Origin of the sequence: Paraburkholderia sp. BR14312, assembly GCF_040948675.1 — a bacterium.
Taxonomy (GTDB): domain Bacteria; phylum Pseudomonadota; class Gammaproteobacteria; order Burkholderiales; family Burkholderiaceae; genus Paraburkholderia; species Paraburkholderia nodosa_A.
In genome coordinates, this window is the sequence record NZ_JBFPKI010000012.1 from 1 (window position 1) to 16,799 (window position 16,799).

Annotated in this window: 13 protein-coding genes and 1 pseudogene; 4 read left to right on the top strand and 10 right to left on the bottom strand. The window is 66.6% G+C overall.

Translation table 11 applies throughout. The features are described from left to right. Positions 1–129: 129 nt before the first annotated feature. A pseudogene (locus tag AB3X98_RS29680) lies at positions 130–1,443 on the bottom strand (carbon starvation CstA family protein); the annotation flags it as partial. A gap of 340 nt (positions 1,444–1,783) precedes the next feature. On the opposite strand from AB3X98_RS29680, the gene AB3X98_RS29685 reads away from it, so the two are divergent. Together AB3X98_RS29685 and AB3X98_RS29690 are read left to right on the top strand one after the other, a co-directional pair. Further along, entirely contained in the window at positions 1,784–3,274 is a 1,491-nt protein-coding gene (locus tag AB3X98_RS29685) for a cache domain-containing protein (protein WP_368607121.1), read from the top strand. Between the two features lie 2 nt (positions 3,275–3,276). Further along, a complete protein-coding gene (locus tag AB3X98_RS29690) occupies positions 3,277–3,942 on the top strand; it encodes a response regulator transcription factor (protein WP_069261870.1) in 666 nt (221 codons plus the stop codon). A 67-nt stretch (positions 3,943–4,009) separates the two neighbouring features. Here AB3X98_RS29690 and AB3X98_RS29695 read toward each other — a convergent pair whose 3' ends face one another. Beyond that, positions 4,010–4,618: a phospholipid-binding protein MlaC gene (locus AB3X98_RS29695; protein WP_368607120.1), complete on the bottom strand. Its 609-nt coding sequence runs from the start codon at positions 4,616–4,618 to the stop codon at positions 4,010–4,012. Positions 4,619–4,861: 243 nt separating this feature from the next. On the opposite strand from AB3X98_RS29695, the gene AB3X98_RS29700 reads away from it, so the two are divergent. Together AB3X98_RS29700 and AB3X98_RS29705 are read left to right on the top strand one after the other, a co-directional pair. Further along, the gene (locus AB3X98_RS29700) at positions 4,862–7,489 is read left to right on the top strand and encodes an MMPL family transporter (protein WP_342946836.1); all 2,628 of its coding nucleotides are present in this window, start codon (positions 4,862–4,864) and stop codon (positions 7,487–7,489) included. Further along, complete coding sequence (locus AB3X98_RS29705; RefSeq protein ID WP_368607119.1) at positions 7,486–8,559, top strand: VacJ family lipoprotein; 1,074 nt, start codon at positions 7,486–7,488, stop codon at positions 8,557–8,559. The genes AB3X98_RS29700 and AB3X98_RS29705 overlap by 4 nt, the downstream gene beginning before the upstream one ends. 103 nt (positions 8,560–8,662) lie before the next feature. Here the strand turns inward: AB3X98_RS29705 and AB3X98_RS29710 are convergent, their stop codons facing one another. The 8 genes from AB3X98_RS29710 to AB3X98_RS29745 all read right to left on the bottom strand — a co-directional run bounded on the left by AB3X98_RS29710 (position 8,663) and on the right by AB3X98_RS29745 (position 16,325). Then, positions 8,663–9,148: an acyl-CoA thioesterase gene (locus AB3X98_RS29710; RefSeq protein ID WP_069261559.1), complete on the bottom strand. Its 486-nt coding sequence runs from the start codon at positions 9,146–9,148 to the stop codon at positions 8,663–8,665. A gap of 117 nt (positions 9,149–9,265) precedes the next feature. Continuing rightward, on the bottom strand, positions 9,266–9,931 hold the full coding sequence (locus tag AB3X98_RS29715) for a phosphorylase (RefSeq protein ID WP_368607124.1): 666 nt from the start codon (positions 9,929–9,931) through the stop codon (positions 9,266–9,268). Between the two features lie 53 nt (positions 9,932–9,984). Further along, the gene (shc, locus tag AB3X98_RS29720; protein WP_368607123.1) at positions 9,985–11,952 is read right to left on the bottom strand and encodes a squalene--hopene cyclase; all 1,968 of its coding nucleotides are present in this window, start codon (positions 11,950–11,952) and stop codon (positions 9,985–9,987) included. 47 nt (positions 11,953–11,999) lie between these two features. Beyond that, on the bottom strand, positions 12,000–13,268 hold the full coding sequence (gene hpnE, locus AB3X98_RS29725; RefSeq protein ID WP_069261558.1) for a hydroxysqualene dehydroxylase HpnE: 1,269 nt from the start codon (positions 13,266–13,268) through the stop codon (positions 12,000–12,002). Further along, on the bottom strand, positions 13,268–14,119 hold the full coding sequence (gene hpnD / locus AB3X98_RS29730) for a presqualene diphosphate synthase HpnD (RefSeq protein WP_342946839.1): 852 nt from the start codon (positions 14,117–14,119) through the stop codon (positions 13,268–13,270). Before hpnD ends, hpnE begins: the two co-directional genes overlap by 1 nt. Before the next feature lie 280 nt (positions 14,120–14,399). Further along, positions 14,400–15,344, bottom strand: coding sequence for a diguanylate cyclase (locus AB3X98_RS29735; protein ID WP_069261556.1), 945 nt, complete (start codon positions 15,342–15,344; stop codon positions 14,400–14,402). Beyond that, on the bottom strand, positions 15,341–15,964 hold the full coding sequence (locus tag AB3X98_RS29740; protein ID WP_069261555.1) for a chemotaxis protein CheC: 624 nt from the start codon (positions 15,962–15,964) through the stop codon (positions 15,341–15,343). Before AB3X98_RS29740 ends, AB3X98_RS29735 begins: the two co-directional genes overlap by 4 nt. After that, entirely contained in the window at positions 15,957–16,325 is a 369-nt protein-coding gene (locus AB3X98_RS29745; RefSeq protein WP_028202798.1) for a response regulator, read from the bottom strand. Before AB3X98_RS29745 ends, AB3X98_RS29740 begins: the two co-directional genes overlap by 8 nt. Between the last annotated feature and the right edge of the window lie 474 nt (positions 16,326–16,799).

Sequence of the window (16,799 nt, forward strand, 5' to 3'; positions counted from 1 at the left end):
GTATAAGAGACAGATTCGATGCAAGATCATGAAAGATTCTTTGATTCGCACACCTTACGGTGCGATTGTTGAAAATGCCGTGTTGCCCACGGGGCAAGCCCGCAGGCCGATTCCCGACGATTCGAATCCGCGCGCGACGATGGTCGTTTCGCCCACGGCCTGCGCGGTGTGCGTGAGCATCTCCGGCGTGAGCATGAAGCCCCAGTGGCCCACGGTTTGCGCGACCGCGTCCGGCGTCGTGCCGAGCACGGCGAGCGGCGCGTTCATCGCGAAGTACACACCCGGCTCGATCACCGAAGCGGCCACGAGCGCCATGATGGCGACGAACGATTCCATCAGCATCGCGCCGTAACCAATGAAGCGCGCGTTGGTTTCGTTATCGAGCAGCTTGGGCGTCGTGCCCGACGAGATCAGCGCATGGAAGCCCGACACCGAGCCGCACGCGATCGTGATGAAGAGGAACGGGAACAGGTTGCCCGACCAGACCGGGCCCGTGCCGTCGATGAACTTCGTGAAGGCCGGCATCTTCAGTTCCGGCGCGACGATCAGAATGCCGATCGCAAGCGCGAGAATCGTGCCGATCTTGAGGAACGTCGAAAGGTAGTCGCGCGGCGCGAGCAGCAGCCACACCGGCAGCACCGAAGCGACGAAGCCATAGCCGATCAGGATCCAGGTGAGCTGCGTGCCCGTGAACGTGAACCAGGCGGCGAGCGTGGGCGAATCGTGCACGTGCTGGCCGAAGGCGATGGAAGCCATCAGCAGGACGAAACCGATGATCGAGATCTCGCCGATCTTGCCCGGACGGATGTAACGCACGTACAGGCCCATGAAGATCGCGATGGGAATCGTCGCGGCCACCGTGAACGTGCCCCACGGCGAGTTCGTGAGCGCCTTCACGACGATCAGCGCGAGCACCGCGAGAATGATGATCATGATGAGGAAGGTGCCGAACAGCGCGATCACACCGGGCACCGGACCGAGTTCCATCTTCACGAGGTCGCCGAGCGAGCGGCCGTCGCGGCGCGTGGAGAGGAACAGCACCACGAAGTCCTGCACGGCGCCCGCGAACACCACGCCCGCGAGAATCCACAGCATGCCGGGCATGTAGCCCATCTGCGCGGCCAGCACCGGGCCCACGAGCGGACCCGCGCCCGCGATCGCCGCGAAGTGATGGCCGAACAGTACGAACTTGTTGGTGGGCACGTAGTCGAGCCCGTCGTTGTGGCGCACGGCCGGCGTCATGCGCAGGCCGTCGAGCTGCAGGACCTGCGTGGCGATGAAGCGGCTATAGAAGCGATACGCGATCAGATAGACGCACACGGCGCAGATCACGATCCACAGTGCGCTGATTCGCTCGCCGTGCGCGAGCGCGATGGTACCGAACGCGAACGCGCCAAGCAGCGCGACCAGCGTCCAGACGACAAAACTGGATGTCCGACTCATGCGGTGTCTCCGTTATGTTTTTAGCTTTGTGTCCGGCATCGGAACCGGACCCTTGCGCGCCGTCCACAGCATCGTGGCGATGGCGGCGCATGCATGACGCATTACGCCATGTCGTGGGCGGTAGTATTCGCTTTCAGACCGTCAGCCACAACCGGACAACTACGTAAGCGCGCTACGTAGAACTACGTAGGGAAGGCAGCAATTCGTTGCGCGCGCAACGATAATCGCGGGCCGCCGCGCAGGGTGTCGCGCAAGGACACTCTCTCGCGCGGCGCGTGAATTTGGCGCCTGCGCCGCGCGCGCCCGGTTATGCTTGCAGACTCAGCTTCCGAACACCGTCATGCCCGCCCCATTTTTCTTTGCCGACCGCCGCCTGAAGACGAAAATCTTCCTGCTCGCCGTCGTGCCGTTCCTCGCAGCGATTGCCGGCATCGGGATCGGCGTGCGCCAGCAGGCCACGCAGCTCGCGCAAACGCAGCACGCGACGATGCAGAGCGCGTATATGTCGAGCAAGGAAATCGAGCTGCGCCACTACGTGGAGCTGGCCACGAGCGCCATCGCGCCGCTCTATGCGCCCGAGGCAAGCGCCAGCGACGCGTTGCCCGCACCCGATAGCGAAGCCGACCGCCAGCTGGCCGCGCTAGCCGTGCTGCAGAAGATGGACTTCGGCCCTGATGGCTATTTCTTCGTCTACGACATGCACGGGCGCTCGCTCATGCATCCGCGCGAGCCCGCGCTCGTCGGGCAGGATCTCTGGAATCTGCGCGATCCGCAGGGCGCGCTCACGATCCAGCAACTGATTGCCGCGGCCCAGCGCGGCGGCGGCTATGTGCGCTATATGTGGCACCGGCCGTCCACGGGCAGGCTCGCGCCCAAGCTCGGCTATGTCGTGCCGCTGCCGCGCTGGGGCTGGATGATCGGCACGGGCATCTATCTCGACGACGTCGATTCGACGCTCGCGCACATCGACGAGCGCGCCTCCGCGAATATCGAGCACACCATTCAGTGGCTCGGCGCGATCGCACTCGCGGGCGTGCTCGTGATCGCGCTCGGTGCGCTCGTGCTCAACGTGAGCGAGCACCGCAGCACCGACGCCAAACTCAAGCGCCTTGCGCAACAGGTGGTCGAGTCTCAGGAGCAGGAGCGGGCGCGGCTTTCGCGCGAACTGCACGATGGCATCAGCCAGATGCTCGTTTCGGTGAAGCTGCTGCTGGAGTCGGCGCTGGCTCGCTTCGAGCGCGGGGAAACGCGCGTGCCCGCCGCCGAAGCGTCGCTCGCCACCGGCCTCTCACGACTGTCCGACACGCTGCGTGAAGTGCGCAGCATCTCGCACGCCCTGCGCCCCTCAATGCTCGACGACCTGGGCCTCGCCGCCGCACTGGAGCAACTCACGCGCGAGATGGCCGAGCAAACGGGCATCGAGATCGCCTTCACGCAAACCGCGCCGAAACCGGCGAGCAAAAAGGCGCAAGTTCCCGCGCTGCCGGACGCCGTCAACACCGTGCTCTTTCGCATTGCTCAGGAAGCGCTCACCAACATCGTGCGGCATGCGCAAGCGGCGCGCGCCGCGCTCACGCTGGAGGTCGCCGCGAGCGGCGTGACACTCGGCATTGCCGACAACGGCCGCGGCTTCGACGTGGCGCACGCGCTGGCCGACCCGCGCGCGGGTCTGGGCCTGCGCAACATGCGCGAGCGCCTCGAGTCGCTCGGCGGGCGCCTCGACATCACCTCGCAGCCCGGCCATACGCTCGTCACCGCGTGGGTGCCTATTGCGTCCAATGCAGCGTCCAATGCAGCATCCAAAGCCGCTGTATCAGGAACACCGAAATGACGATGACGAATGCAAACGTGAACCATTCGACCAGCCCGGGCGCCAAACCCGCGCGGCTCGTCCTCGTGGACGACCATCCTCTCGTGCGCGACGGCCTGCGCGCACGGCTCGAGGCCGTGCCGGGATTCGAGGTGGCGGGCGAAGCCGGCAACGCCGATGAGGCCATCGCGCTCGCCGCGTCGCTCGAACCCGATCTCGTCCTGATGGACGTGGGCATGGCCGGCGTGAACGGCATTGCGCTCGCGGGCATTTTCCACGAGCGCTTTCCGGCCATCCGCGTGTTGATGCTGTCGATGCACGACAACGTCGAATACGTGACCGAGGCGGTGCGCGCGGGCGCAAGCGGCTACGTGCTCAAGGATTCGCCGGCCACCGAGATCATCCGCGCGATCGAGGCGGTGCTGGCCGGGCGTACGTATTTCAGCGCGGGCCTGAGTGCGCGCATGATCCAGGCGTCGGCGCGCAGCACACCCGTCGAGCGTCTCACGCCACGCGAGCGGGACATTCTCGACGCGCTCGCGCAAGGACTCTCGAGCAAGCAGATCGCGCAGCGCGAGGGACTTTCGGTGCGCACGGTGGAAACGCACCGGCTCAACCTCAAGCGCAAGCTGGAGATCGAAGGGCAGGCGGAGTTGATCAAGTTCGCGGTGGAGCACCGCAGAAAGTGAAACGGGCGCTCCGGCTTACCCGGAGTGCCCGTCAATGCGCAATGCGTGTACAACCACCGATCGACGATCAGCTGCGCGCGTTGTGGTCGACGAGGAACTTGATGAGGCCGTCGATGCCGCCCTTGGCGATCTGGTCGGCAAATTGCGTCTGGTAGACCTGGATCAGCCAGGCGCCCATCATGTTGATGTCGTAAATCTTCCAGCCGTTGGGTGTTTGAGTGAGACGGTAGTCGATGGCGTCGTCGCCGCCGTTGCTGATCACGTGCGACTGCACCACGGTGTCTTTCGCGCCGGCACCCGTGTTCGACGGTGCGAACTTGAAGGTCACCTGGGTATCACGAAGTTGCGAGAGCGACGAGGCATACGTCTTCACGAGCAGGAGTTGAAATTGCTCATACAGCTTCTGCTGCTGTTCGGGCGTGGCCGTCGCCCAGGGTTTGCCAACGGCGATCCGCGTGGTGCGTTTGAAGTCGGTGGCGGGAACGAAATGGGTCTCGACCACCTGGGTGATCTTGTTCATGTCGCCACCGCGTGCCTGCGGGTCGGCCTGCATCGCCTTCACGGTGCCTTCCACGGCGGCCTTGACGATGGCGTCCGGCGTGGTCTGCGCGAACGCGGCGCCCGAGACGCCCGTGAAACAGGCGGCGACGAAAAATGCGGTCAGGTAACGTTTCATACGCTCTTCTGGAACAGTGAAATTCAGGCGCCGGTACAGTGCGACTCAGTGCGTGCGGTTAAGTGCAAGTGCAATCACGTAACCTTCGCGCCGCCGGCTGAGCCAGTATAACGGCTTTGGCAGATGCGCTGCCGGGGCGCCGCCTCGAGCCCAGGTGTGCAAGACCCGCGCCGGGACGGGCGGGGCCGGTATACTTGTGCGTTTCGCGTCAAAGAACCTAATTGACAGGGCCCCCTCGCCTGTATGCTGAAGCCATTCATCATTAGCCTCGTCGCCTGGTCGGTGCGCCGCGCGGCGTGGGTGATCACATTTGCAATCGTGCTTGCCGTGCTCTCCGGCGTATACGTCGCGAGGCATTTCAAGATCAATACCGACGTCAGCGGTCTCGTCGAGAACACGGCCGAATGGGCCGCGTTGAGCGAAGCCAAGGACAAGGCGTTCCCGCAGCGCGCGAGCTCGCTGCTCGTGGTCGTCGAAGCCGACGCGCCCGAACTCGCCGACGCCGCAGCCGACAAGCTCGCGCAAGCGCTCAAGGCCGACTCGCGCGAATTCAGCGCCGTCTCGCAGCCCGCGGGCGGCCCGTTCTTCCAGCACAACGGCCTGCTGTTCCCGTCCACGGCCACGGTGCTCTCGACCACGGGCCAGCTCGTGCAGGCGCGCCCGCTCGTGAACCAGCTCGCGAAGGATCCGAGTCTCGCGGGTCTGGCCGGCACGCTCACGACCACGCTGCAACTGCCGCTCACGATCGGCCAGATCAAGTTGCCGCAAATGGCGAATCTGCTCGGCAGCGCCGCCACCGTCGTCGACGAGGTGCTCGCCGGCAAGCCCGCGGCGTTCTCGTGGCGCGCGCTCGTCGACAAGGACGCGGCGACGAAGCCGGCGTTCGCCTTCATCACCGTGCAGCCGGTGCTTAACTTCGGCGCGCTCAAGGCAGGCGCAAACGCGTCGGAAGCGATCCGCGCGACCGCCGCCTCGCTTCATCTCGACAGCGAATTCGGCGCGCGCGTGCGCCTCACGGGCGAACAGCCGCTCGCCGACGACGAATTCGCCTCGGTGCAGGACGGCGCCGCGCTCAACGGCGTGATCACGATCATCGTCGTGCTCGCCATCCTGTGGCTCGCGCTGCGCTCGGGCAAGCTGATCGGCGCAACGCTCATCACACTCGTGGTCGGTCTGGTCATCACGGCCGCGCTCGGCCTCATGATGATCGGCTCGTTCAACATGCTCTCGGTCGCCTTCATGGTGCTGTTCGTGGGGCTAGGCGTCGACTTCGGCGTGCAGTTCGGCGTGAAGTATCGCGAGGAGCGCTTCCAGGACGAGCGGCTCGACGCCGCGCTCCTCAAGACCGCGCGGACCATCGGCGTTCCGCTCACGCTCGCGGCGATCGCCGTGGCCGAAAGTTTCTTTTCCTTCCTGCCGACCGCCTACAAGGGCCTCTCGGAACTCGGGCAGATCGCGGGCGTGGGCATGTTCGTGGCATACGTGTGCAACATGACGGTGCTGCCGGCGCTCATCCGCGTGTTCAATCCCAGGGGCGAGCGCGCCTCGCCGGGCTTCGCGTTCCTCGCGCCCGTCGACAAATGGCTCGCCGAGCATCGCAAGCCCGTGCTGATCACCACGCTCATTATCGTGGTGGGCGCGACGCCGTTGCTGCTGCATCTGCGCTTCGACTTCAATCCGTTGCATCTTAAGGATCCGCATACCGAGTCGATGGCGACGCTGCTGGCGCTCAAGAACTCGCCCGTCATCTCGATCAACGATGTGAGCGTGCTCGCGCCGTCGCTCGAAGAAGCCGACAAGATCGCCGCGCGGCTCTCGAAGCTGCCCGAAGTCGCTCGCGCCACCACGCTCAGTTCGCTGATTCCCGACGATCAGCAGCAAAAGCTCATGCTGATCTCGAGCGCCGCGCAGCAGCTTCTGCCCGCGCTCACGCAGCAGCCGTCCTCGCCCGTAACCGACGAAGTGCGCGTACAGACGCTCAAGCGCGCGGCCAACCAGCTTTCGCTCGCCGCGAGCGACCACCCGGGGCCGGGCGCGGCCGAGGCGAACCATCTGTCCGACTCGCTCAACAAACTCGCGAACGCGAGCCCGGCCACGCGCGACCGCGCGGAAACCGCCTTCAGCCTCACGCTCAGGCTCGCCTTCGCGCAGCTCGCGCGCCTGTTGCAGCCCTCGGAGATCACGCGGGAAAACCTGCCGCCCGAGATGGCGCGCGACTGGGTGGCGCCGACCGGCCAGGCGATCGTGGACGTCGCGCCGCGCGTGCCGCCGGGCGTCGATCCCAACGACGATGTGATGCTCGCGCGCTTCGCACACGCGGTGAAGGCGGCGGAGCCGAACGCGATCGGCGGCCCGATCTCGATCCTGCACTCGGCGAACGTGATCATCCTCGCGTTCTTCCAGGCAGCGGGGTGGTCGGTGCTGCTCATCACGGCGCTGCTCTGGATCACGTTGCGCAATTTCGGCGACGTGCTGCGCACGATCATTCCTCTACTGGTATCGGCGCTCGTTACGCTCGAATTGTGCGTCGTCTTCGGAATTCAGCTAAATTTCGCCAACATCATCGCGCTTCCCCTGATGCTCGGCGTCGGCGTCGCGTTCAAAATCTACTTCGTGATGGCCTGGCGCGCGGGGCAGACCGGCCTCCTGCATTCGAGCCTCACGCACGCGGTGCTTTTTTCCGCCGCGACCACCGCCACGGCGTTCGGGAGCCTGTGGCTATCGCATCATCCGGGCACGTCGAGCATGGGCAAGCTGCTCGCACTGTCCTTGTTCTGTACGCTGATAGGCGCCGTGGTCTTCCAGCCGGTGCTGATGGGCAAGCCGCGCGCAAAACGCGCGAGATCGGAAACTCAGGGGATCGACCAATGAAGAAGAATCAAGCCGCGCTCACCATGGCGGCGGCGAGCCTGGCGCTCCTCGTGACGTCGGGTTGCGCCACGGGCCCCGACCGCAAACCGGGCGATCCGTTCGAGCCCGCGAATCGCGCAATTTTCACGTTCAACGACAAACTCGATACCCACGTCGCGCAGCCGGTTGCCAAGGGCTACCAGAAGGTGACGCCGCAGCCGCTGCGTCAGGCGATCACGAACTTCTTCTCGAACATCGGGGACGTCGACAACTTCGCAAACAACGTGCTGCAGCTGAAGATCACCGACGCCGTCCAGGATCTGATGCGCATCGCGATGAACACGACCTTCGGTCTGGGCGGCCTGATCGACTTCGCGACGTTGGCGGGGCTGCCCAAGCACCATCAGGACTTCGGCCTCACGATGGGCCACTACGGCATGCCGGCCGGCCCGTATCTCGTGCTGCCGCTGTTCGGGCCCAGTTCGGTGCGCGACGGCATCGGCATGGCCGTGGACGTGAAGTTCAACGTCATCAACTACTTCGAGCCGGCGGTGCGCAACCCGATGTATCTCGCGCAGTTCATCAGCGCGCGTGCGGACCTGCTCGGCGCAACCGACCTGCTCAAGCAGGCGGCACTCGACCCGTATTCGTTCGTGCGCGACGCCTACCGCCAGCAGCGCGAATCGCTGATCCGCGGCTCGCGGGGCAACAATGCGCCGCTGCCCGATTACGGCGAGCCGGGCGGCGAGGCCGCACCGAACGAGAACGGGGCACCCCATTACGAAGACCCGGGCGAGTCGGGCGGTGCCGGCGGTGCCGGCGGCGCAGGTGGCGCAGGTGGCACGGCGGCCCCCGGCGCTTCGAACAATGGTCTGCCGAATTACGAGGATCCTGGCGAGGGGAGCGCGACGGGCGCTACCGGGGCTGCTACGACCGGTGCGGCCGCGGCTGGCGCGGGTCCGGGTGCTGCTGCGGCGGCCGGCACGGCGGGTGTAGCCGCGGCAGCCGCTTCCGCACCGGCGAGCGCATCGGCGCCTGTCGCGGCTTCGGGTGCGACGGCAGCGCCTGTGAAGCCCGCATCGGCGCCCTGAACGCAACATAGGGCCGCCCGTATGCGGGCGGGCGGCGTATCAATGCAAAAAACCCGGCAACCTTTCGAGGTTGCCGGGTTTTTTATCGCGTCGCGAGCACCGCTCAATGCACCGAAGCGTCCTCGCTCTCGGCCTGGCGTTCGGCCTCGTTCGCCGCCGCCAGCGCCGTGGCATCCGCCGTCGTCTGCACGGTCTGGCGATAGCGCTCGTAGGCTTCGTCGGCGTAACGGATACGCTCGCGGCCGTGCGGGGCCGGCACGCCGTCGGCGCCGAGGTTCACGAACACCATCTTTTCGATCGTCAGGATGCTCTTGCGCGTGATCTTGTTGCGCACTTCGGCGCGCAGCGTGATCGACGTCCGGCCGAAATCCGTGGCCGTGATGCCGAGCTCGATGATGTCGCCCTGACGCGCCGAGCTCACGAAGTTGATCTCCGACATGAACTTGGTCACCACGCGTTGATTGTCGAGCTGGCAGATCGCGTAGATCGCCGCTTCTTCGTCGATCCAGCGCAGCAGGCTGCCGCCGAACAGCGTGCCGTTCGGATTCAGGTCTTCAGGCTTGACCCACTTGCGAGTATGAAAATTCATGGCTGGCCACTCCCCGATATGTGATTTGTCCCCAGCTCGCAGGAACGAACCTGGGGTTAACACTGAGATGTTACCAGAGATAGGGGTTTACCCTAGTATTTCAATAACCCGGCAGGATCATTTCGGGAAAAAAGCGCCGGTGGCAGTCAACACCTGCCGCGCGGCGCTCAGCGACTGGCGTGCCGCTTTCGCGTCCGCCGCCACGCGCAGCAGGCCGCCCAGTTGGGCCGGGTCGCGCGCCAGTTCGCGCAGGACCGGGAGCACCGCCGTCGTGCCGTCATCGCGCAAGCCGGCCATGGCCGCTTTCGGCAGGCTGCGCCACGCCGGATCGACGATCGCGCGGCACACTGCGAACGGCACGCCATGCGCAGCCGCGGCGGCGGCGGCCAGGTGCGATTCCATATCGACGGCGAGCGCTCCGCACGCGCTGAACAGCGCGGCCTTGTCCGCCGCACCGGTGAGCGGCGCGGCAACGGCTGCCTCCACGCCGCGCCGGGTTTTCGCGGCGAGCGGCGAGGCCATCAGCGCGTCGGCCATGCGTGCGCTCCAGGCGGCGTCGGTCGCGACGCGCCCGAACGGCCCTTCGATCGCTTGCGCGATCACCAGCGTGCCAGGCTCGAGATCGGGTGCAAGACCGCCCGCCGTGCCGAAGCTGACGATGGCCGCCGCGCCGTCCTCGAGCGCCGCCGCAAGCGCGCTCTGCAGCAGATCGGCGCGCGCGGCATAGACGGCGCGTACGCCATCCTGGCCTTTGCCCGCGGCAATGCTCGCCTCGAAGGCCATGCCCGTTACTGCGATCACTGGCAGGGCGCGCGCCTTGATACCGGCCGCCGCGCTCACAGACCGACCGTGACGCGCGTCACGCCCGCGCGCTTGAGGTTGCGGTAGCGCGCGAGCGCCCACAACGGGAAGAACTTGCGATAGCCGTGGTAGCGCAGATAGAACACGCGCGGAAAGCCCGTGGCCGTGAAGCGCGTTTCGTCCCAGAGGCCGTGTTCCTGCTGCGTTGTCTGCAGATACTCGATGCCGCGTGCCACCGCCGGATGATCGACCGCGCCCGCCGCCATCAGGCCGAGCAGCGCCCAGGCCGTTTGCGAAGCCGTGCTGGTGGCGCGCTCATAGCCGCGGTATTCGAGCTTGTAGCTCGTGCCGTCTTCGCCCCAGCCGCCGTCGTCGTTCTGGATCTGCACGAGCCATTGCACCGCGCGCTTCATGCGCGGGTCGTCGTGACTGAGACCGGCCGCGTTGAGCGCGCACAGCGCCGTCCACGTGCCGTAGATGTAGTTCATGCCCCAGCGACCGTACCAGCTGCCATCGGCTTCCTGCTCTTCGAGCAGATAGTTGTACGCGCGGCGCGCGTGCTCGCTCGCGGCCGGCAGCTCGCCGAGCTGCGCGAGCATCGAGAGGCAGCGGCCCGAGACGTCGGCGGTCGGCGGATCGAGCAGTGCGCCGTGGTCCGAGAACGGGATGTTGTTCAGGTAGTACTGCGTGTTCTCCGGCTCGAACGCGCCCCAGCCGCCGTTGCTGCTTTGCATGCCGACCACCCATTCGCGCGCGCGGGCGATCGGGGCGTCGTAGGCATTCGTGTTGTCGAGCTTGTCCACGCGGTCCATCGCGGCCACGACCACGGCCGTGTCGTCGACATCGGGGTAGTGCGGGTTCGCGTACTGGAACGCCCAGCCGCCCGGACGCACCGCCTCGCGGCGCGAGATCCAGTCGCCGCGCACGTCGAGAATCTGCAGCGGACGCAGCCATTCGAGGCCGCGGCGCGCGGCTTCCTCCGCGCGGGCGTCGCCGGTCTCCAGCAGGGCGTGCGCCGCCAGCGACGTATCCCACACCGGGGACAGGCAGGGCTGGACGTACGCTTCCTCCGTGTGGACCGTCACCAGCTTTTCGAGCGACTGGCGTGCGATCGCGCGGTGCGGATAATCGGCGGGATAGCCCAGCACGTCGTACATCATCACGGCGTTGGCCATGGCCGGGAAGATCGCGCCCAGACCGTCCTCGCCGTTCAGGCGCTCGTCGACGAACGCCACCGCGGCGTCGATCGCGCGCTGGCGCAGGTAGGTCGGAAAGAGCGGATCGGTCACGCGCAGCACGCCGTCCACGGCGCGGAAGAAACCGAACCAGCCCTTGCTCTGATGCGGGGAGCGGGCGTTCAGGCCCACGCTCACCGGCGCGCCGCGGAACAGCTCGTCGATGCGCACGCCACGCGGGTTGCGCGCCACCGGGCGCTTCGCGCCCAGCACGAGCAGCGGCACGATCACCGTGCGCGCCCAGTACGACACCTTCGACAGATGGAACGGGAACCACTGCGGCAGCAACGTGATCTCGACGGGCATCATCGGGACTGCGTACCACGTCACCACGCCAAACAGCGCGAGCAGGATGCGCGTGAACACGTTGACCTGCTCCGCGCCGCCCGCCGCGAGAATCGCCTCGCGCGCCCGCACCATGTGTTCGGCGTCTTCGGCGTCGCCGATCATCTTGAGTGCGAAGTAAGCCTTCACGCTTGCGCTCACGTCCATCGCGCCGTCGGTGAAGAGCGGCCAGCCGCCGTCCGGCAGCTGGATGCGGCGCAAGTAGCGCGCGATCTTCTGTTCGAGTTCGAGGTTCGCGGTTTCGCCCAGGTAATGCACGAGCAGCACGTATTCGGCCGGGATCGTGGCGTCCGCTTCGAGTTCGTAGACCCAATGGCCATCGGCGCGCTGGTCGGCGAGGATCGCATCGGTCGCGCGCACGACGGCGGCGTCGAGCATGGCGAGCGGTGCGGCCGTCTCTTCGGCAAACGTGGGGGTGGGCATCGCCACGCCCGGCGTGGCGACGCCGAGCGTGTCCTGGGATAAATCGTTCATCTACGTTCCAAATTTTCGGTCAGGAGCAGCTCGGCGGCCTTGCGGCCCGAGCGGATCGCTCCTTCGATCGTCGCGGGCAGACCGGTAGCCGTCCAGTCGCCTGCAAGCATCAGATTGTTCCAGCGCGTGCGCGTCGCGGGCCGGCGCCATTCCTCGTCGGGCACCGCGGCGAAGGTCGCGCGCGCGTCGGCGCACACGCGCCAGGCAGGCATCGGCTCGAGCGGCAGCGAGGCCGCCTCGGCCACGTCGGTCCACACGCGGCGCGCGATCTCCTCGGGGTCGAGGTCGAGCACGCCGTGCGCGTCGTGGATCGTCGCCGACAGGCGCCCCTCGGCCGTGCACAGCCAGTGGGCCGTGCCGTTGACGAGCGCCATCGGCGTCACGAGGCCCGGCGGCGCCGGCACCGCGTAGTGCACGGTGACGATCGCATTGTGGCGCTGCGGCGCCTGCAGCGCCGGCACGAGCGCCGCGGCGGCCGCGCCGGGCACGGCCAGCACCACCGCCTCGTCGGCTGCGAGCGTGATGCGCCCGTCTGGAAAATCGAGTGCGGAGACGCGGCCCGCCGCGTCGTCGTACTCAATCTCCCTGAGCGGCGAGTCGAGGCGGATCGCCGCGCCGCCGTGCTGAAGCATGCGCAAGGCCGGATCGACGAATGCGCTGGAAAGGCCCCCGCGCGCCGCCAGTGGCCGGAACGACTCGCCACCCGCCGCGAGCGACTCGCGCAGCATCGCGCCCGCCAGCTCCGCGCTGCCCACGCGCGGCTCGACATTGAGCGCCGTGAGAAAGAACGGGTGCAGCAGCCGGTCCCACAGCACGCCTTCGCAGCGCATGGTCTGCGCCATCGTGCGGCCCGGCTTGGCGAACAGGAGCGGCAGCAGCCCCAGATAGTCCGCGGCGCGCGTACCCGGTACTCGCGAGCGCGAGTCGCCGATCCAGAACGGCATGCGCGAACGCGAGAAGCGCACCGTCCAGCGCGAGCCCGCGGCGATATCCATGAACGCGAAGCCCGGCTCGGTGGGGCCGGAGAGCGCGTCGCCGGCGCCGATCGTGCGCACGTACTCCAGCGTGCGCGCATGTCCCGCCAGCACCAGATGATTGCCCGTGTCGAGCGTCGCCGAAAGCGTGCGGTCGTAGTACGAGCGGCAGCGTCCACCTGCCTGGCTGGCGGCCTCGTAGAGCGCCACCTGCACGCCGCGCCGCTGAAGCCGCACGGCCGTCGCGAGGCCCGCAAGCCCAGCGCCGATGACGTGGACTAGCCGAGGCATCAGAACAGCGCGTAACGCGCGACGATCCACATGAGCCGTGCGCGCGGCTTGCTGACTTTCGTGCGCGGCAGGTCGAAGCCGCGATCCACGGTGCGCTCGAGCAGCACGCGGTAGACGCCCGACATGATGCGCGGCGCTTTCACCTGCGCGCGCGGCGCGGCGTCCATGATCGCGTCGGCCTGCGCGAAGTGCGCGCGGGCGCGCTGCACGAGCGTCTCGCACACACGCGGCAGCGACGGGTCGGCGGCGATCGTGTGCGGATTGCCCGCCGCGATCCCTTCGCGCGCGAGCAGTTCGCGCGGCAGATAGCAGCGGTTGATGTCCGCGTCTTCGTCGATGTCGCGCAGGATGTTGGTGAGCTGCAGCGCGCGCCCCAGATGGTGCGACAGCAAGCGGCCCGGCTCCTCCTGCATCCCGAAAATTCTCACCGACAGCCGGCCTGCGGCGCTCGCCACGCGGTCGCAATACAGGTCGAGCGTGTCCTCGTCGGGGGCGCAGATGTCCTCGGCGGCGTCCATGGCCATGCCGTCGATCATCGCGTGAAAATCTGCGCGCTGCAGCCCGAACGTATGGATATGGCGCGTGAGCGCCGCGAGCGAAGCGCGCGGCGTGCCCGCATAGCACGCGTCGACGTCGGCGCGCCATTGGTCGAGCCCCGCAGCGCGCTCGGCGCGCGGCAGGTCGCTGTCGGCGATGTCGTCGACAGCGCGGCAGAAGGCGTAGACCTGATACATGGCGTCGCGCTGCGCGGGGGGCAGGATCCGCATCGCCAGATAAAACGAGCTGCCCGACGAAGCGGCGGCAGCGTCGGTTTGTTGTGTATCGTCCACGACGAGATTGGAAACAGCCAAGACGATCTCCGCTGGGGGCGCCCTCACCGGGCGTTCGACTCTATTCGGGCCCGCATTGCCGCGGGTCGCCCGCGCGCGCGGACACGCGCGAGGCACCCGACCCTTAAATTGCTTGCCGGGAGGCGTGCAAGGCCGGAAACGGGCAAAAGTATATCAACCTTTGGGCGACCCGCGCAGGGCCGTCAGCGCCTGGGGACCGCAGTGGAGGCATGGCCGCGCAGCCCCGGAGCATGGGGCGATGAGCCGGATTGAGGCGGGAGCCGTTTGCGCCCGACTCGGATCAGGCGAGCGCGACCGAGCGGTTGCGCCCCTGGCGCTTCGCCGTGTAGAGGGCGGCGTCCGCCTCGTTGATCATGCCTTCGTAGTCGGGCGCACCCGTGCGCGCCGTCGCGGCGCCGACGCTGGCCGTCACGGGCACGATCACGCCTTGCACCTCGATCGGCTCGTCGGCGATCGTGCGGCGGATCTTCTCCGCGACGTAGAGCGCGTCGTCGAGCGGCGTGCACGGCAGGAGCAGCGCGAATTCCTCGCCGCCGAAGCGGCCGAACACATCCTGCTTGCGCACCACGCCCGACACGCGCTGCGCCATCGAGCGCAGCACCGTGTCGCCGGCCACATGGCCGAATTCGTCGTTGATGCGCTTGAAGTGGTCGAGGTCGAACAGCAGCATCGACAGCTCGCCGCCGTAACGCTGCCAGCGCAGGAATTCGTCGGCGAGGCGCGTTTCGAAAAAGCGCCGGTTCGCGATGCCGGTGAGACCGTCGCGGTCGGCGTATTCGCGCAGCTTCGCCACGGCGTCCTCGCGCTCGCGCTGCATGACGCTCACGTGGGTGACATCGGAGATGGTCACGCACACGGCTACTACGTCGCGCCCGCGCATGAGCGGCATGAAGGTGCAGTCTTGCTGCATGTAGTCCACACCGCCCGTGATCGGCCGGTCATGGTCGAACTGGAACAGATACGGGCGCTGCTCCCACGAGCTGAACGCAAAGCTCCCCAGCTGGAACACGCTTTCCACCTTGCGCGTGAGCCACGCGCGCGGCAGGTCCGGGAAGCGTTCGAAGATGGAGCGGCCGATCACGTCCTCGGCGGTCACGCCGCTGTGATCCTGCATGAAGCGGTTCCAGCTCAGCACGTTCATGTCGCGATCGACCACGAATATGCCGAAGCCCACCCGTTCGACAACGAGGTCCGCTAGTGTTGGCAACCCGGCTGGCTCGTTCATAGGCTATGTAACAACGCGTCGATGGCCCGGCTCACGACATGGATCGACTCCTCGGCCATCAGCATGACGAGGTGGGCGCGGAAGCGCTGGTCTTCCAGCGCGAAATTGACTTCGACGAGCAGCGCGACGTCCCACGCGAGCAGGCCCGGCTGGAACACCTCGTCGAGCATGATCGCCTCGCCGAGCAGCCCCGGCTGCGAAAACACTGGCATGCGCCCGAGCTGGTCGAGCATCGACGACACGCACGCGCCCGTGAGCGCGTTGGCGACGTCGAACATCAGCTCTTCCTCGGTGAGGGCATCGTCGCCGATCGTCGCGTAAGGTCCGCCGACCAGGCTGCCAAGTTCGGCGATCTCGCCGCTTCGGCAGATCACCAGCGCCTCGCCCTTGATTTCCGAGCGAAAGCCCTGGCGCACGGCCGCAACCGGGCCGTCGATACCGGTCATCTCGCGCAGCGCCGCCGCGGCCTCGGAGACGGCGACCACGCGCACGCGCGGCACCGACAACTCGATGAAGGCGTTGAGCAGCGCCGACAGACGCGTCGCGGCCTGCCCCATGCCGAGATTGGCGATCTCCTGCAGCGCGTCGCGCTGGAGTTCCGTGAACACTCGATCAGGCATACAACCCGTACTCCTTCAGGATGGGCAGCAGCGCCTCCTGGGTTACCGGCTTTGCGACGAACGCCGCCGCGCCGAGTGCCTGCACGCGCTCGCGGGCACGAGGCTGGACGTCCGCGGAAACGACGATCACGAACGTGTTCAGGTCTTCGTGCTGCAACGCTTCGAGGACCTGGAAGCCCGTCAGGTCGGGCATCGTGAGGTCGAGGAACATCACAGCCGCACGACCGGCGCGGTAATGGGCAAGCGCTTCGTGTCCGTTCGACGCGTACGAAATCGCCACGTCCCAGTCCTCGGGCAGCGCCTTCGTGAGCACCTTGCGGGCTAACAGCGAGTCATCGGCGATCACGATGGGCAAGGACATGGATATGCTGAATGAGTGTGCGTTGGACGGAGTGCGTTTCGACGGATTAACGGCGGCGCGGGCAATTACTTTAGGGAGACTTCAAAGAAAATTGCGAACGGGCCGAATAATTCGTAACGCATAAACGGACCCGCGCGCTGGTGCGACGACGCAACGCGCATGGCTGCGCCGTTGCCCAATGGCTACCGGCAACCCGTGCGCCGGTGTGAAGGCCCTCGTCTGCATGCCTGCAGCCACCCCATAGCATGGCCATGCGCCGTAATGGCGAGCGTGGCGTTCATGCGAATGCGTTATTTATCGTGTCCGGGATTCTCGAATCAAATTGAATCAAATGCAACTCGCCGTTAATCATTCGACGAACAAAATCGACTCATTCTGGCTAATTTATGGAAATAAATTATCCATCCCTTAAATAAAGAACGTTGATTATCCCTTTGTGGTACGTTTGCGCTTCGCCGATTTTCGCGAATTCGG

Coding starts and splice junctions, on each gene's coding strand:
- AB3X98_RS29685 (WP_368607121.1), top strand. CDS start 1,784: ATGCCCGCCCCATTTTTCTTTGCCGACCGCCGCCTGAAGACGAAAATC.
- AB3X98_RS29690 (WP_069261870.1), top strand. CDS start 3,277: ATGACGAATGCAAACGTGAACCATTCGACCAGCCCGGGCGCCAAACCC.
- AB3X98_RS29695 (WP_368607120.1), bottom strand. CDS start 4,618: ATGAAACGTTACCTGACCGCATTTTTCGTCGCCGCCTGTTTCACGGGC.
- AB3X98_RS29700 (WP_342946836.1), top strand. CDS start 4,862: ATGCTGAAGCCATTCATCATTAGCCTCGTCGCCTGGTCGGTGCGCCGC.
- AB3X98_RS29705 (WP_368607119.1), top strand. CDS start 7,486: ATGAAGAAGAATCAAGCCGCGCTCACCATGGCGGCGGCGAGCCTGGCG.
- AB3X98_RS29710 (WP_069261559.1), bottom strand. CDS start 9,148: ATGAATTTTCATACTCGCAAGTGGGTCAAGCCTGAAGACCTGAATCCG.
- AB3X98_RS29715 (WP_368607124.1), bottom strand. CDS start 9,931: ATGGCCTTCGAGGCGAGCATTGCCGCGGGCAAAGGCCAGGATGGCGTA.
- shc (WP_368607123.1), bottom strand. CDS start 11,952: ATGCCCACCCCCACGTTTGCCGAAGAGACGGCCGCACCGCTCGCCATG.
- hpnE (WP_069261558.1), bottom strand. CDS start 13,268: ATGCCTCGGCTAGTCCACGTCATCGGCGCTGGGCTTGCGGGCCTCGCG.
- AB3X98_RS29735 (WP_069261556.1), bottom strand. CDS start 15,344: ATGAACGAGCCAGCCGGGTTGCCAACACTAGCGGACCTCGTTGTCGAA.
- AB3X98_RS29740 (WP_069261555.1), bottom strand. CDS start 15,964: ATGCCTGATCGAGTGTTCACGGAACTCCAGCGCGACGCGCTGCAGGAG.
- AB3X98_RS29745 (WP_028202798.1), bottom strand. CDS start 16,325: ATGTCCTTGCCCATCGTGATCGCCGATGACTCGCTGTTAGCCCGCAAG.